The organism is Nocardia sp. bgisy134, assembly GCF_057708325.1.
This window is the reverse complement of sequence record NZ_JBYIRW010000023.1, coordinates 1-14,814: the sequence shown is the minus strand read 5'-3', so window position 1 is coordinate 14,814 and position 14,814 is coordinate 1. Positions and strand designations below refer to the sequence as shown.

Annotated in this window: 11 protein-coding genes; 3 read left to right on the top strand and 8 right to left on the bottom strand. The window is 69.7% G+C overall.

What is annotated here, in order from left to right:
- Window positions 1-128 precede the first annotated feature (128 nt).
- From AC3ERS_RS31305 to AC3ERS_RS31295, 3 genes are read right to left on the bottom strand one after another with little or no spacing between them, the layout of a single operon-like run.
- The gene (locus AC3ERS_RS31305) at window positions 129-1,178 is read right to left on the bottom strand and encodes an alpha/beta hydrolase (protein WP_431971733.1); all 1,050 of its coding nucleotides are present in this window, start codon (window positions 1,176-1,178) and stop codon (window positions 129-131) included.
- Window positions 1,175-2,125 carry an acyl-ACP desaturase gene (locus AC3ERS_RS31300; protein WP_431971732.1) on the bottom strand — a complete coding sequence of 317 codons (951 nt, stop codon included), beginning with the start codon at window positions 2,123-2,125 and terminating at the stop codon, window positions 1,175-1,177. The genes AC3ERS_RS31305 and AC3ERS_RS31300 overlap by 4 nt, the downstream gene beginning before the upstream one ends.
- Window positions 2,126-2,182: 57 nt before the next feature.
- Complete coding sequence (locus AC3ERS_RS31295; protein WP_488186875.1) at window positions 2,183-3,160, bottom strand: RsbRD N-terminal domain-containing protein; 978 nt, start codon at window positions 3,158-3,160, stop codon at window positions 2,183-2,185.
- Between the two features lie 430 nt (window positions 3,161-3,590).
- Between AC3ERS_RS31295 and AC3ERS_RS31290 the strand changes: the two genes are divergently transcribed.
- Window positions 3,591-5,141 carry an acyl-CoA carboxylase subunit beta gene (locus AC3ERS_RS31290; RefSeq protein ID WP_431971730.1) on the top strand — a complete coding sequence of 517 codons (1,551 nt, stop codon included), beginning with the start codon at window positions 3,591-3,593 and terminating at the stop codon, window positions 5,139-5,141.
- A 278-nt stretch (window positions 5,142-5,419) separates the two neighbouring features.
- Here AC3ERS_RS31290 and AC3ERS_RS31285 read toward each other — a convergent pair whose 3' ends face one another.
- Both AC3ERS_RS31285 and AC3ERS_RS31280 read right to left on the bottom strand, forming a co-directional pair.
- Window positions 5,420-6,022 carry an Rv1733c family protein gene (locus tag AC3ERS_RS31285; RefSeq protein WP_431971729.1) on the bottom strand — a complete coding sequence of 201 codons (603 nt, stop codon included), beginning with the start codon at window positions 6,020-6,022 and terminating at the stop codon, window positions 5,420-5,422.
- On the bottom strand, window positions 6,019-6,666 hold the full coding sequence (locus AC3ERS_RS31280; protein WP_431971728.1) for a TetR/AcrR family transcriptional regulator: 648 nt from the start codon (window positions 6,664-6,666) through the stop codon (window positions 6,019-6,021). The genes AC3ERS_RS31285 and AC3ERS_RS31280 overlap by 4 nt, the downstream gene beginning before the upstream one ends.
- 463 nt (window positions 6,667-7,129) lie before the next feature.
- Here AC3ERS_RS31280 and AC3ERS_RS31275 point away from each other — a divergent pair, with 463 nt between their 5' ends.
- A complete protein-coding gene (locus AC3ERS_RS31275; RefSeq protein WP_431971727.1) occupies window positions 7,130-9,235 on the top strand; it encodes an AMP-binding protein in 2,106 nt (701 codons plus the stop codon).
- Between the two features lie 306 nt (window positions 9,236-9,541).
- On the opposite strand, the gene AC3ERS_RS31270 is transcribed toward AC3ERS_RS31275, so the two are convergent.
- Window positions 9,542-10,399: a helix-turn-helix domain-containing protein gene (locus tag AC3ERS_RS31270; protein ID WP_431971821.1), complete on the bottom strand. Its 858-nt coding sequence runs from the start codon at window positions 10,397-10,399 to the stop codon at window positions 9,542-9,544.
- A 400-nt stretch (window positions 10,400-10,799) separates the two neighbouring features.
- Here AC3ERS_RS31270 and AC3ERS_RS31265 point away from each other — a divergent pair, with 400 nt between their 5' ends.
- Complete coding sequence (locus tag AC3ERS_RS31265; protein WP_431971726.1) at window positions 10,800-12,086, top strand: hypothetical protein; 1,287 nt, start codon at window positions 10,800-10,802, stop codon at window positions 12,084-12,086.
- A gap of 6 nt (window positions 12,087-12,092) precedes the next feature.
- On the opposite strand, the gene AC3ERS_RS31260 is transcribed toward AC3ERS_RS31265, so the two are convergent.
- Both AC3ERS_RS31260 and AC3ERS_RS31255 read right to left on the bottom strand, forming a co-directional pair.
- Complete coding sequence (locus tag AC3ERS_RS31260; RefSeq protein WP_431971725.1) at window positions 12,093-13,133, bottom strand: fused (3R)-hydroxyacyl-ACP dehydratase subunits HadA/HadB; 1,041 nt, start codon at window positions 13,131-13,133, stop codon at window positions 12,093-12,095.
- 56 nt (window positions 13,134-13,189) lie between these two features.
- Window positions 13,190-14,593 carry a lipase family protein gene (locus tag AC3ERS_RS31255; RefSeq protein WP_431971724.1) on the bottom strand — a complete coding sequence of 468 codons (1,404 nt, stop codon included), beginning with the start codon at window positions 14,591-14,593 and terminating at the stop codon, window positions 13,190-13,192.
- Window positions 14,594-14,814: the final 221 nt, after the last annotated feature.

Sequence of the window (14,814 nt, the reverse complement as noted above, 5' to 3'; positions counted from 1 at the left end):
GCGCCCGCCGCTCGCCCATTCCGGCGGCGCTCAGCCACCGGGGCACGCTCAGTCAACTCGGGGCACACTCAGTCAACTCGGGGCACGCTCAGTCAACTCGGGGCACACTCAGCCGACTCGGGGCACACTCAGCCAGCTCGAGGCACCCCAAGCGCCTCCGCCAGCACCCGCCACGCGCGCGGTAGCTGAGCCTCGAAATCCGGCCAGGTGTGCATGCCCGCGTCCGAGTACTCGATCTCGGCGGGAATCCGCAGTTCGGCGAGCCGGGCGGCGAAGCGCTCGGTGCACGCGCGGGCGCCCGCCTCGAGCGCTGCGCCTCCCCCGGCGAGGCGCAGCGCGTCGACGACCGACGGCGCCGCCGCCACCGCGGCCAGATCGGCGCCGGTGGGGGCGCCGGAGGCGGCGGACAGATAGATGGCGGTGCCGCGCAGCCGGTCCGCGCCGAGCAGGCTGTCGTGCGCCACCCATTCCGGGGAACTCGGTGGGCCCCAGAGGTTTTCCGCGTTGCCGCCGCGCGAGGCCACCGTGATGGTGGTGACCGCGTGACCGAGCGGATCGGCGGTGGAGTAGCAGCCGCTCATCCCCGCGACCGCCAGGTAGTGGCCGGGATGGCGTTGCGCGAGCATCATCGCCGCCTGCGCGCCCATGGAGACGCCTGCGATCGCGCGGCGGCCGTCGGCCTTGAGCAGTGATTCCACGATCGGCGGCAACTCCTCGGTGAGGAAGGTCTCCCAGCGGTTGAGGCCGAGCGCGGCGTCGTGGCGCTGCCAGTCGCTGTACATGCTGCCGGTGCCGCCGGTGGTGAGCACCACGTCGACCGGCTTGTCCGCGAAGAACTGCTCGGCGCCGCCCTTGGTGAGCCAGCCGGAGGTCGGCTCGCCGTCGACCCCGTCGAGCAGGTACAGCGTGGGCCGCGGCCCCTCGCCCGACCCGCGCAGGACGTCGACGACGATGACCCTCCGCATCGCGGCCGAGGCGATGTGCAGGCGGTCGCGGCGGGGACCGACGGTCTCGATGGTCAGCAGACCGGTTCTGGTCATCTTCGGATCGACGGCGGGCGGCTGGGTCGGCGCGGCCGCGGAGCCCGCGGGTGCGCTGAGCACCTCGCCGAGCACGGGCGCGGTGGTCGCGGCGGCGATGAGGGCCAGCGCCGCCGCGGTGATCGACACTCGTCTCATGAGATCGCGGCGGCTCCCTCCGCTCGGCGGGCGGCGGCGCGTTCCCGCTGTTCCTCGAAACGGCGCGCCCGCGCCTCCAGGTCCTCGAGGTAGGCGTGCAGTTCGTCGCGGGCTCGCTCGCCGTCCCCGGACAGATCGGTGCGATCGAAGACGTTCCAGGCACGCAGCACGGGGCGTATCACCACGTCCAGGTGCTGTCGCAGATCGTAGATGCCGTGTTTGGCGAGCAGCACGGCGTTGCGGCGGAAGCCGGGCTGGGTCAGGCCGGGCATCTGGAACTGGGTGACGATGTCGGTGATGGCACGCAGCATCGCATTGGGCGTGAGGTCGAGCGCCGCGGCGCTCAGGTTCCGGTAGAAGATCATATGCAAGTTCTCGTCGGACGCGATTCGTTGCAGCATACGCTCCGCGATGGGTTCATCGCACGCGCTCCCGGTATTCCTGTGGCTGATTCTGGTCGCCAATTCCTGCAATGTCACATACGCCACCGAACGCAGAAATTGCGGCCCCTTCACGGGTTTCGCGATACCGGCGGTCATGTGCTGCATCCGCGCCGCTTCCAGCGCAACGGGATCCACCGCGCGGGTGACCACCAGATAATCGCGCATCACGATCGCGTGCCGATTCTCCTCGGCGGTCCACCGGCCCACCCAGGTGCCCCAGGCGCCGTCCAGCGAAAAGGATTCCGAGATCTCCCGGTGATAGGAGGGCAGGTTGTCCTCGGTGAGCAGATTCGTGATCATCGCGACCCGGGCGACCTCGGACAGTGTGGATTGTCCTGGCTCCCAATCGATTCCGCCGAGCGCCGCGAAATTGCGGCCGTCGTCCCACGGCACGTAGTCGTGCGGATTCCAGTCCTTCGCCTTGCGGAGATGGTCGTCGAGCAGCCGCTCGGCGACCGGTTCCAACTCGCGCAGCAGGTCCAGATCGGTCGACGCGGTGGTCACTGGTCACTCCTTGCCCGCCTCGAAGGTCGAGGCGCCTTCGACGATAGGGCCGAAAACTCAGGCCGAACGCCCCATTCGCCGTTTGTTGGGGGAGGTGACTGCCGTCCCGTCGGCCTGCTGGGGCGAGTCACAACCGATCGATTCCCCCAGATCGGCCAACGGATACAGGCCGGGAGGGCGGTTCGCCGCGCGGATCCGGCCGAGCAGATCGTGTGCACGCCCGGCCAATTCCGGTATGCGGCAACGGGCTCCGGCGGTGACGGTCGCCGTCAGCGGAACCTCGGCGGCCTCGCTCACCACCTCGAGCACCTCGGCCGTCATCGCCAGGGGCGTCAGCGCGGACGCCTCGTCGATCGGCACCAGCACGGTGCCGCCTTCGGTGGACAACAGCGACAGCGCTCGCGAGCCCAGCGGATTGGCGAGGGCGGCCTGCACTCTGCGCAGCTTGCGGCGCCCGGCCGTCGCCCCGCCGCCGGGGCGCAGTTCGTCGCCGTGCTGCGGGATGGACACCGCTACCACCTGGTAAGCCGGTGCGAGGGCGATGCCGGTCTGCCGGGCGAGCTGGGCCACGCCGTGCCCGCTCAACAGCGCCGAGACGAGGGTCTGGGCCGCGGTCTGATGCTCCTTGGCGACCAGCCGATGCTCCTCGACGTAGGCCGCCGAGGCCGCCACCGTGACCATCTCCAGCGCACGGACGATCAGGGTGGCCCCGGCCATCACCTGGTCGGAGTCGCCGTCGCCCGCCTGCGCGGCGAGGAATTCCAGCCCGGAGCGAATCCCGTCGTGATACGCCTCGAGCACCGTTTCCAGCCCGATGCCCTCGCGCGCCCAGCGAATTGCGGTTCCGGCGATCTCCGCGGGTTCCGGAGGTGCCGGAAATGCGCCGGGATCGAGTACCTCCATCGCCTCGGCGAGACAACTCCGCGTTATCGTCGCGAGATCACCGGGAGGCACTCCGCGCGCCGGATATCTCAGGTGTTCCACTAGCTTGGTACGCAGAGTCTTGAAGCCCGAACCGGCCTGTGTGCCCGCCATGACTGTCGAACAATAGCGGCGATCGCGCCGATATCCCGGCGCGTTACCGAGTTCCGGGCTTTTCATCAGATCGCACAGGAGGAGTTGGGCGTAATCACAAGCAGATCACGGCTTTTCGCGCGACGACCGTCGCACGGCATGGTTGCTCCGACCGACCCGAACGGTGCCGGATGAAAATGTCACGGGCTCGGGACGCACGGGCGCGCAGAATATTTTCCGGACCGGTCGGCAATTGCGCTCGGACGCGTAACCCCGCGCGTCGCGGGAACGATAGGACATCCGACCAAGCGCGCGGCGAAGCCCGCTGCGAGTTGTCGTGTGAGAAGGGTGGCCGGAGTGTGCCGGGCGTCTCATCACCGATAGCATCGAGCGCCGCGCCTCCGTACCGCGGACCGGGCGCAACGTCGAGTGGGAAGGACTACCCAGACATATGACCGGTACGCGAGAAAAACTGGAGCAGCTCCGGGGCATCCTGGAGCTCGCCGAGGAGCCCGCAGGCGAGGCAGGGATCGCGAAACGCAAGGCCAAGGAGATCCCCAGCGCCCGGGAGCGCGTCCGGATGCTGCTCGACCCCGGCACCTTCGTGGAGATGGGCGCGCTCATGCGCCAGCCCGGCTCCGGCAACGCGATGTACGGCGACGGCGTGGTGACCGGCCGCGGCTACATCGAGGGCAGGCCGGTCGTGGTGATCGCGCACGATCAGACCGTGCACGGCGGCTCGGTCGGCGAGATGTTCGGCCGCAAGGTGGCCGCGGCCATGGAGTTCGCCTACGAGAACGCCTGCCCCGTGATCGCGATCAACGATTCGGGCGGCGCCCGGATCCAGGACGCGGTCGCCTCGCTGGCCTGGTACGCGCTGATGTGCCGCCGCCAGGAGGACCTGTCGGGCTTCGTGCCGCAGGTGGCGATCATGCTCGGCAAATGCGCCGCCGGTTCGGTGTACGGCCCGGTCAACATGGACGTGCTGGTCGCGACCGACAAGTCCTACATGTTCGTCACCGGCCCCGAGGTCATCAAGGCGGTCACCGGCGAGAGCGTGAGCGCCGAAGAACTCGGCGGCGCGGCCGTGCAGGCGACCAACGGCACCGTGCACCACGTCGCGGACAGCGAGCGCGCCGCCTTCGACTGGGTGCGCGAGTACCTCGGCTACCTGCCCTCCAGCTGCCTGGAGCAGCCGCCGGTCGTCAACCCGGGGCTCGAGCCGGAGATGACCAAGCACGATCTCGAGCTGGACTCGATCATCCCGGACTCGGACAAGGTCGGCTACGACATGCACGACATCCTCGTGCGCATCTTCGACGACGGCGGCTTCCACGAGGTCAGCGCGGGCACCGCGCAGAACCTCATCACCGGCTTCGCGCGGGTCGACGGCCGCAGCGTCGGCGTGATCGCCAACCAGCCGATGGTGCTGGGCGGCGCCCTCGACGCGCGGTGCTCCGACAAGGCCACCCACTTCATCCGCCTGTGCAACGCCTACGGCCTGCCGCTGGTGTTCGTCGTGGACACCCCCGGCGTGCTGCCAGGCATCGAGGAGGAGCGCAGCGGCGTCATCAAGCGCGGCGGCCGGTTCTTCCGCGCGGTGATCGAGGCCACCGTGCCGGTCGTGACGGTGGTGACCCGCAAGGCCTACGGCGGCGGCTACGCGGTGATGGGCTGCAAGCAGCTCGGCGCCGACATCAGCCTGGCCTGGCCGACCGCCAGGATCGCCGTGATGGGCGCCGAGAGCATGGTCGGCATCATCGGGCGCAGGCAGCTGGAGGCGACGCCCGCCGAGCAGCGCGCGGCCGTTCGCGAGCAGATGATCGATTTCTACAACGCCACCATGGCGACGCCGTGGATCGCCGCCGAGCGCGGCTACATCGACGCGGTGATCGAGCCCTCGCAGACCCGCCTGGAGATCCGCAAGGCGCTGCGGCTGCTGCGCGACAAGGATCCCAAGCCGAAGCACAATCCGCGCAAGCACAGCCTCTTCCCCGTCTAGCCGAATACGCCGGTTGTGCTGTCTCACAACACATCCGGTGATGGGTCGTGGGATCGCCGGATGTTCGTCCATACGACGACATCGGGTGATCCCATCGCCTAACCTCGGATTCGTGTCCGGCCCTCGTTCGCCGCGCAGCGGCCGGACACAGTGGCGTGCCTGCCGAGGTTTGTTCCCTACCCTTACCCGGCGGGCACGCCGCACTTCATCGCGCCGGACGCCCCGCTCGCCGGATCGCACCTCTCGCAACGGAATTCATGCCTGCGACAGGGAAGGACTCAGACCGCGCCGCGACCGCCCCAGGTGAGTCCCACCGTCGCCCATTCGGTTTCCCACCGGCGCGCACGCCTGCGGTCCAAACTCGCGCGCAGCAGGTAGTACCCGGTCGCGAAGCACACCAGCACCGCGCATGACACCGCGCCCGACATCAGCACCGCGCGGCTCAGCGCCTGGGTCTCCGACGGCGGCTCCACCACCCGGCCACTCGGGTCGAGCCAGATGCTCACGGTGGCACCGGGTTTCACCAGTGTGCTGGAGCGGTAGTCCTCGACGTGCGCGACATTCTGGCCGTCCACCCAGGACACCCGCGCGGGCGTGATCGGCGCGTACAGCGGCGCCTTGCCCACCTCGATCACAGTGGCGTCGACGCGATGCAGCTCGGCGATACGGCTTTCGGTGGCAAGGGTTTCCGTCTCGTAGACCCGACCGCCGAGCACGATCGCCACCACCGGGACGACGACGAAGAACAACAGCGTCAGCAGCATGCCGACCCCGGATTGGAGCCGGTCCTCGCGGCGGCGCATCGGATTGCGGTCCCATCCCATCCGTCGGCAGGTCCGGCGCACGATGCCCGCCGATCCGACCGGGCGCTCCCTGGTCATGACGCTGACTCCTCGTACTCGATGTCGGTGGCCAACCCGGCGAGGGTGTCGAAGAAGCCCTCGATGAGGTCGGGCAGGCCGTCCGGGTCGACCCCCGCGGCCCAGGTCTGCAAGGCCGCGACGATGAGCCCGGAGCAGGCCGCGACGACCGTCGCCGGGCGCAGATCCTCCGCCGGGTCCACGCCGAGGCGCGCGGCCAGGATTCGTACCGATTCGCGCTGGCCCTCGTTGCGGATGCGTTGATAGCCGGCCAGCAGGGCCGGTTCGTCGTCGAAGCGCTGGAACAGGGCCCACCGCCGGGTCAGCAGCCCGGCCCGCACCCCGGTGTATTCGGCGGTCAGCCAGTCGTGCACCGCGTGGCGATAGGCCCGCAGCGGCGGCTCGTGGGCGGGGCGGCAGGCCAGCGCTTCGTTCAGCAGATGCATGTCCTGGTCGATGTCGCCGAGAATGGCCGCCTCGATGGACGGGAAGTGGCGGCTGAAGGTGCGCCGGGTGACGCCGGCCCGCTCGGCGATGTCCTCCACGCTCACCGCGACCAGACCGCGCTCGGTCAGCAGATCGAACGCGGCCCGCGACAGCGCCTCGCGGCTGCGGCGGGTGCGCAGCCTGCGGCCGTCCAGGTCGACGTCGTCGCCGGTGCCCATGAACCCATCCTATCAATATTGTCCCGTTGGGACATTAGTTTCCCCGGGATCGCGAACCCCGACCTCATACCCGGGCACCACCCGCGGACGAGCGCCCGGAACCGCCCCACCCGACGGCGAGGGCGCCCGGCGTTCGCTTGCGCGGCGACCACCACCGGACGCGAACACGGGGCGACCCGGGGAAACGCCCGCGATTCACGCCGCCCGGTTATGAGTTCTCACAAAGCTGTCCAAAATTGCCCGGAAATCCACCCCGTGTGCATCTCGGGAATTGCCGTCTCAGAAAGCCGTCGCGCCGCTTCGAGTTGTGTTCGACCACAGCCGAATTCGCTTGTTAATAGGCGAGAAAACAGTCGACCACCAGGCCAAACACCGGACTCTTGACCAAGATTGCGCCGGGAGCTACAAATGAAATCTCCGCCGACCCGAGCTGTTCGAACCGGCCGACGAGAATTGCAAGCCAGTGGTTACCGACGTCATCGATGTGACCGCGGAATTTCCGATCCCCCGCCAGGCGGTGTGGGACCTGCTCCGCGAGCCGCAGACCTATCCCCGCGTCTTTCCCGGAATCGGCGCGTGCGAACCGCTGGAATCCGCTGGCGGACACCAGATGCTGCGCTTCCGGGTCGGCACCGCCCGGGTCGGCGTCCGCACCCAGGTGATCCAGCTACGCATCGGGCGGTGGTACGAAAGCCTCGAGCTGGTCAGCCCGACGCTGGGCAGCTTCGCCTCGATCCGGCTGCGCGGCACCGAGGAACGCACCCGCATCTCGGTCACCTTCTTCGGCCCCGGCCGCATCCATCCGTCCGTCGCGGACGCGGGCAACGGCGCGATCATCGCCTGGACCGAGCGCGGCCTGCGCCGGATCGCCGATCTGGTGCGCGGCGCGGCGACCTCGGTCGTGGTCAATGGCGAGAACTCCCCCGTCCGCCGCCGCGCCGAGGTGGCCAGGCAGATGATGACCACCGGCGTACTGCGCGCCCACCGGCCCGACCTCGGCCTCAAACAGCTGCGCAGGCTCTCGGAATGGGGATTCAACCTGGCGGGCGGCTACGCCGCCGCGGCCGCGTTCGCACCGGGGCGCACGGCACTCATCGACGCGCACGGCGCACGCACCTTCGACGAGATGCACGAGCGCACCCACGCCATCGCGGGCGCCATGGCCACGCTCGGGCTGCGAGCAGGCGATGCCATCGGCCTGCTCGCGCGCAACCACGGCGGCATGGTGGAGATCATGGTCGCCGCGGGCAAGCTCGGCATCGACGTCGCCCTGTTGAACACCGGCCTGCCCGCCCGGCGCATCGAGGAGGTCGTGCAGCGCGACAAGCTCACCGCGCTGTTCGTGGACGGCGAATTCGACCATCTCGTGCAGTACCTGCACGCCGATCTGCCGCGCTACGCGACCGACCGGACCAAGCCGGTGCCGGGGCGAACGACCCTCGACGATCTCGCGGCCATGGGGCAGAACAACTTTCGCAAGCCCTCGCATCCCGGCAAGCTCATCGTGCTGACCTCGGGGACCTCCGGCACCCCGAAGGGCGCGCGCCGCCCACACGCCAAGGGCTTCAGCACCATCGCCGCGCTGCTGTCGCGCATTCCGCTGCGGATGGACGAGACGATGCTCATCCCCGCGCCGCTGTTCCACACCTGGGGGCTGGCCGCGCTACAGCTGAGCACCGCGCTGCGCTCCACCGTCGTGCTTCCCGCGCAGTTCGACGCCGAGGACTGCCTGCGCCTGATCGCCGAACACCGGGTGAGCACGTTCATCGCGGTGCCGATCATGGTCCACCGCATCCTGGAGCTGCCCGCGCACGTGCGCGCCCGCTACGACACCTCGAGCCTGCGGGTGGTCGCCAGCTGCGGCGCGCCGCTCGCCGCCAGCACCGTGCTCGACTTCATGGACACCTACGGTGACGTCCTCTACAACGTGTACGGCTCCACCGAGGTGTCCTGGGCGACCATCGCCGATCCCACCGACCTGCGCGCCGCGCCGACCACCGCGGGCAAGCCGCCGCTCGGCACCAAGGTGGCGGTGCTCGGCCCGGACCGCAAGCCGCTGCCCGTCGGCGCGACGGGGCATATCTTCGTCAGCAACCACATGCTCTTCGACGGCTACGTCAACGCCGCGCCGCCGGACGAGGCCGACGGCATGCTCGACACCGGCGACCTCGGCTTCCTCGACGCCACGGGCAAGCTGTTCATCGCGGGCCGCGATGACGAGATGATCATCTCCGGCGGCGAGAACGTCTTCCCGCGCCCGGTCGAGGAGGCGCTGGCCTATCTGCCGCAGGTCCGCGAGGTCGCGGTGGTCGGGGTTCCCGATCGCGAGTACGGCCAGCGCCTGGCCGCCTTCGTGGTGAAACGCGAAGGGGCGGGCCTGGATTCGGATATGGTCCGGAACTACATCCGCAATCGGCTGAGCCGCTTCTCGGTGCCGCGCGACGTGACCTTCCTCAACGCGCTGCCCCGCGGCGAGACCGGCAAGATCCTCAAGCGCCTGCTCACCGGCGGCGCCGAGGACGCGGCGCCGCATCCGATCATCGGGACGATCGCGCCGGGCTCGTTCTGACGTCCGGCGAACGCGGGCGCGGCCGGACCTCCGGCGCGGCGTTGTGAGAATTCAACGCGCTACGTGGCCGCGGCTGGGCATGCCCCAGATTCCGCTCGCCGACCTGCCGGTCCACCGAGCCCGTGGCTATGCTCGCCGGGACGGCTCCGGCGCAGGCCGACCCGCAGCGGCCTGCCGCGCGACAAGTACCGGAGCCGCTGTGGCAGACCGTCCCGGTCGGCGTGACATCGCTCCCAACACCGTCGCACCGCCGGGGCGGTCTGCTCGTCTCGGCTGCCGCTCGGTCGCGCCCGCGCGGCAGCCGGGCTAGACCGATCCGGTCGGCTGGTCCACGGTCGGCGGTTGACGGTCGCGCAGCGCTTCCAGCAAACCGCGCGTGTACTGGGGCGGCGCGGCGTGCACCGAGAGCAGATTCGCGACGGCGCGATACGCGGCCAGGTCGGATTCCTTGTCCAGGTACAGCGCGCCGGTCAGTTGCTGGAGGTAGACGATGTCGGGCAGGTCGGCCTCGGTGAACCGCAGCATGGTGAACGCGCCGTCGGCCAGCGCGGGTCCGCCGACGTGGTCGGCGAGCACCTGCAGGGTGATGTTGGGTTGGTCGACCGCCGCGAGCAGCCGGTCGAGCTGCTCGAGCCAGACCGCGGAACCGCCGATGCGCCTGCGCAACGCCGCCTCCTCCACGATCAGCCAGATCCGCGGCGGCTCCGGCTTGGTGAGGATGTGCTGACGGCGCATACGCAACGCCACCCGGCGTTCGATCGCGGCGAACGACTCGTTCGGGTGCGCCAGCGACAGCAGCGCCCGCGCGTAGTCGGCGGTCTGGAGCAGTTCGGGTACGGCTCTCGGCTCGTAGCAGCGGATCAACCTGGTCGCCTGTTCGAGCCCGAGGTAGGTGTCGAACCATTTGGGCAACCAGTCGTTGTCACGATGCCACCAGCCGGAGGCGTTGGCCTGGCGGGCGAGCGCGAGGAACTCCTCCCGCTCGGTCGGGTCTGCCACCCCGTAGAGCGTGAGCAGATCCACCAGATCCCGTTCGCGGAATCCGGTGCGCCCCAGCTCCAAGCGGCTGATCTTGGAGTGCGAGCCGCGGATCGACTCGCCCGCGTCCTCGCGTGAGATGCCCGCGGCCTCGCGTAATCGCCGCAACCGCCCGCCGAGCAGCATCCGCAACACCGTCGGGCCATCGCCGACGCCGGGATGCTTTCCTGGAAAAGGAGATTCGGCCGCATGTCGCACTTCCGGAGCACGCATTCACCGAGTTTGCCATGATTTCGTGCCGACTCTCCAGGGCATAGGCTGGTGTCGTGCGTAAGACATGCACAGTTGTCTGTGCACGCCGACGGCCGGGGCACGCGTGGCAACGGCTTCGCGGGCCGGGGCAACCCCGGCGGGACGTGCACGGCTGGGACCCGCGCAGCGCGCTCGGACCGGGCGCGGCATCCGGCGAGCTAACGTTTCCGCGCATCCCGCCGCTATATCGAGTAAGCAGCGGACAGGTCTCGGACCCATCGGCGCACGGGCCCGCGACGAATCTTCAGGAGTCGCGTAAGCAGAGGTGATCTGTATGGCAACCGTTGGCGTTTCAGCGGACCGATGGTCGGTCCGCGGAGTACTGCTCTCCCATCCGACAGCGGACGAACCATCATCGGCCCCGCTCGAGGAGGTGGAACAGGAGATCGGCGCGGCCACCGTGGCCGAGACGATCCCTGAGATTCTCGAAGCGCTGGCCGACCGGACGCTCTCGCTCATCGAGAACATAGCGCTGACGTACCGGACGGTGGACGAGCGACGCGCGATCGTCACCCACCTGGCCACCGGCCGGTGGCGGACGTCCTCGCTGGTCTCGGTGCGCTCGGCGCTGCTCGCTTTCGTCCGTGACGTCCCGAGTCTCTACCGATTCGAAACCATTCTGGTACTCGAGGTCGCCGACCGTGATCTGACCTTCATCCTCACGGACGCCGCACGTTCCAGGATTCTCGGCTCGGGCACGTGGCGCGCCGGATCCGATCCCGCGGCCGAAGCGCACGACCGCGTGCGCCCCGCGCTGCTGTCCCAGGGCCTGACGCTGGACGGCGTCGCGCTGTGCGGCGCACCCGTCACGGCCGAACTGCGCCGCGAGTGCGAGCGCGCCTTCGGTGTCCCCGCGGAGATCGTCGACGAGCCGCACACCGCGGCCGCGCTCGGCGCCGCCCGCATCGCGGCCGCACAGCTGCCCGAGGATTCCGGACATGAGCACGGCCACGAGCCGAGCGGCGCCACGGCGCTCGCCACCCGCGAGCGGCGGCGAGCCGGTGTCATGCTGCCGGTCGGCGCGGCGGCGGCCGCGGTGCTCGCCGCGTCCGGCATCGCGGTCGCCCACGTCACCGACAACGGGGTGTGGGCACGCCAACCGGACCACAAGACCGCCCAGGCCCAGGCCCCTGCCACGCCGGACCCGGCCGACCCCTCCGCACCGCCGATCGTGATCGAGTCCACCATTCAGGCGCCGACCTCCGCCGCGCCGCAGAACCCCGGGCGGCCGACGCCGCGTCCGGCCGCGCGGCCTATCGACCCCGGCGACCCGGCCGATCCGTACGATCCGAACGACCCGCGTCCAGAGACTCATACGAGGACAGTGGAACCGACACAGTACGACGGACCGGCGACACCCGGTGGAGAAGCCGCGGCGCCGGGTCAGGAGCCGGCCGCCACACCGGAGGTACCGACCACGACGGCGGTCGGCGCGCCGAACGGCGACGGCCTGTTCCCCGGCGAATCACCGCCTCCCCCGGTCGGTTCCGATCCCGCGGCCATCTCGGCCTGGTGGGAGAACCACCTGCGCCTGAAGCAGATCTGGATGCAGGGAGGTTGAGCGGGTTCAGGCGAGCCGGACCCGCGCGCTGGCCCTGCCGAACAGCTTGCGGTCACCACAGGTGGCGGTGACGAGCACGGTCGCGGTGCGTTCGACCGGATCCAATTCCTTGACGCGCCCGCCGAATTCGATCGTGCTGTTGCGGTCCGCGGGCACCGGCGCGAATCCGGCGAAGCGCACGCCGTAGTCGACCACCGCACCGGGATCACCGAGCCACCGCGTCAGGTATCCCGCGCCGAAGCCCATGGTCAGCAGACCGTGCGAGATGACGTCGGGCAACCCCACCGCCCTGGCAATTTCGTCGCTGAAATGGATGGGATTGGTGTCGCCGGAGACGCCCGCGTAGTTGACCAGGCCGCCGCGCGAGAGCGCCACCCGATGCTCGGGCAGTCGATCACCGACGCGCAGGTCCTCGAAGCGAATCCGGCCGGGCCGGTCGCTGGTTTCCGCGACCTCCGCCGGGCCTTCGGCGCACTCGGCCATCCGCGCCGCGCCGGGGCGGCCGGTATCGCCCCGCGTGGCGGGCGGCTGCACGACGCCCGCCACCGTCGCGGCGAGATCGCCGACCAGCTCGACGCCGGTCTGCGCGACGACGGTGCTGTGCGCGGTTTGCAGCGGCCGCCCTGCGCCGTCGCGGAGCAGGCTACGCATGACCAGTATGTCCATCGCGCCGAATTGGCGGAACGACTCGAACGAGCACTCGCTGACCAGATCGTCGCCCGCGACGATCGGGCGGTGCACCCGCACCTGCTGTTCGGTGTGCAGCACCTGGCTGATGTCGTAGCCGGTGAGCTCCGTTTCGAACAGGGTTCGCTGCATTTGCAGCCAGACGATTGCCGGGAAGGTCAGCGGCGCGACGAGACCGTCGTAGCCGAGGGCCGCCGCCGCGTCCTCGCTCCAGTGCGCCGGGTGATCGTCCTGCACGGCCTGGGCGAATTCTCTGATCTTCTCGCGGCCGACTTCGTAGTGGTCGGCGAGCCGGAAATGCCGCCCGACCAGCGCCTCGGCTTGCTGGGCGGCGGATGGGGTGTCGAGGTACAGCGTCATGTCAGTTAATCGCGTGGCGGCGCATCAGCGCAACGCCGGAGGAAAGAAGTGGCAGGTCAGCACTCGTTTCGCGCGGGGGCGCCGCGCAGACGTTCGTCGAGCCACAACATTGCCTCGGGATAGCCGATCACCGCGCCGATGAGATGCTCGCCGAACACCCCGCGATAGACCGCGGAAGCCCCCAGCTCGCACTGCTCGCGATAGAGGTTGCGCGCGCCCTCGGCCGGGATCCAGAACTCCTGGTCGCCGTTGAAGATGTAGAGCGGCACCGCCGAGCGCCTGCCTTCCATTCGCGTCACCCGGTAGATCTCGGCGGCGAAGTCCGAATCCAGCGGATCGGCGAAGTTGGCGGCGATGTCGATGGGTAGCATCAGCACGCCCGCGGCCCCGAAGACGCTGCCGCACAGATCTTTCGCCGGTGAGGTCGCGATCCATTGGGCCAGGTTGTTCATCCGGCCCAGGATCTCGGGGCGCTCCCTGCCGATGGCGAACACCGCGGCCATGAAGACCGCGGAGGCCAGATTGCCGTTCATGCTGCGCGCCAGGATCTCGTAGTCGGCGGGCACCCCGCCCAGCGCGGCCCCGACGACGACCTCGGACAGTTCCGGCGCGTAGTCCGCGATCAGCTTGACCGCGCCGTGCGTGGCGATGGCGCCGCCGGAGTAGCCGAACATGCCGAACCCGCTGGCGCCGAACTCCTCGGGCAGCAGGTTGCGCACGGCACGGATGGCATCAAGCACCGCGTGGCCCGCGACATACGGTTCGGCGTAGGCCATCCAGGGACCCTCGTGATCGGGAATCAGCACCGCGTAGCCCCGCAACAGCGCCAATTGCGTTGTGGGCGGAATGAAGTCGGTGACGCTGGTGTTGTCGGTCCACCCGTTGGCCAGGCTGTATCCGGGTGTGCAGTCGCGGCCGAGCGCGTCGATCGGCAGGTTGTTCACCACCACCGGGCGATCGCCGGGGCCGGTCCACACGCCGGGAGGCACGACCAGTGTCGCGGTGGCGAAGGAGGGCCTGCCGTGCGCGTCGGTGGTGCGGTATTTCATCAGCAGCGCTCGGCGGAACGGCACCAGCACCAGCAGCCCCGCCGTGGCGGTGACATCCCGAACCTCGATGATCTGGCCCTCGGTGTAGTCGGCGAGGCCGGGCGGCCACGCGTCGAAGATCGGATCGCCGACCGGCGCGGGCAGCACCGCCTCGCGCAGCGCGGCCAGCGTCGGTGAGAGGCCCGCGGTCTCCAGCACCGCGCCGTCCTGTCGCGGCGCGGTGACGATCGCGGGCGGCGGGATCACCCGATCGATCAACTCCTGCAGGCCGGGCAGCAACGATCCCGAAACATCGGGCAGTGCGGGCAGGCTCGGCGGCACGGGCGGTGCGGGCGGCTGGGCCGCTGCGTGGCCCATCGTCACCGAACCGGCGAGCAGCACCGTCAGGAAAAGGGCACGCAAACATCTCATGGCACACGCCTCTGGGTGCGACGTCGGGTTCGCCTGGCGCCCGGGAGATGCGGCCTTCCACCCCGAAATGCCCCCTGTCGCGCCGGGGCCAGGGACTCAGGCTAGCCGGACGCGCCGAGACGGATGTCCGCTCGTGCTCGAGTTGTGTGTGTCATGACGCCGAATCGCAACAACCGAGCCGAATTCGGTCCGCCGCGAGGTGGATTCGGCTCGGTTGCCGT

What these genes read in the sequence shown, in the direction of transcription:
- AC3ERS_RS31290 (WP_431971730.1), top strand. Translation starts at nt 3,591, where the DNA reads ATGACCGGTACGCGAGAAAAACTGGAGCAGCTCCGGGGCATCCTGGAG.
- AC3ERS_RS31285 (WP_431971729.1), bottom strand. Translation starts at nt 6,022, where the DNA reads ATGACCAGGGAGCGCCCGGTCGGATCGGCGGGCATCGTGCGCCGGACC.
- AC3ERS_RS31295 (WP_488186875.1), bottom strand. Translation starts at nt 3,160, where the DNA reads ATGGCGGGCACACAGGCCGGTTCGGGCTTCAAGACTCTGCGTACCAAG.
- AC3ERS_RS31280 (WP_431971728.1), bottom strand. Translation starts at nt 6,666, where the DNA reads ATGGGCACCGGCGACGACGTCGACCTGGACGGCCGCAGGCTGCGCACC.
- AC3ERS_RS31305 (WP_431971733.1), bottom strand. Translation starts at nt 1,178, where the DNA reads ATGAGACGAGTGTCGATCACCGCGGCGGCGCTGGCCCTCATCGCCGCC.
- AC3ERS_RS31260 (WP_431971725.1), bottom strand. Translation starts at nt 13,133, where the DNA reads ATGACGCTGTACCTCGACACCCCATCCGCCGCCCAGCAAGCCGAGGCG.
- AC3ERS_RS31255 (WP_431971724.1), bottom strand. Translation starts at nt 14,593, where the DNA reads ATGAGATGTTTGCGTGCCCTTTTCCTGACGGTGCTGCTCGCCGGTTCG.
- AC3ERS_RS31265 (WP_431971726.1), top strand. Translation starts at nt 10,800, where the DNA reads ATGGCAACCGTTGGCGTTTCAGCGGACCGATGGTCGGTCCGCGGAGTA.
- AC3ERS_RS31270 (WP_431971821.1), bottom strand. Translation starts at nt 10,399, where the DNA reads ATGCTGCTCGGCGGGCGGTTGCGGCGATTACGCGAGGCCGCGGGCATC.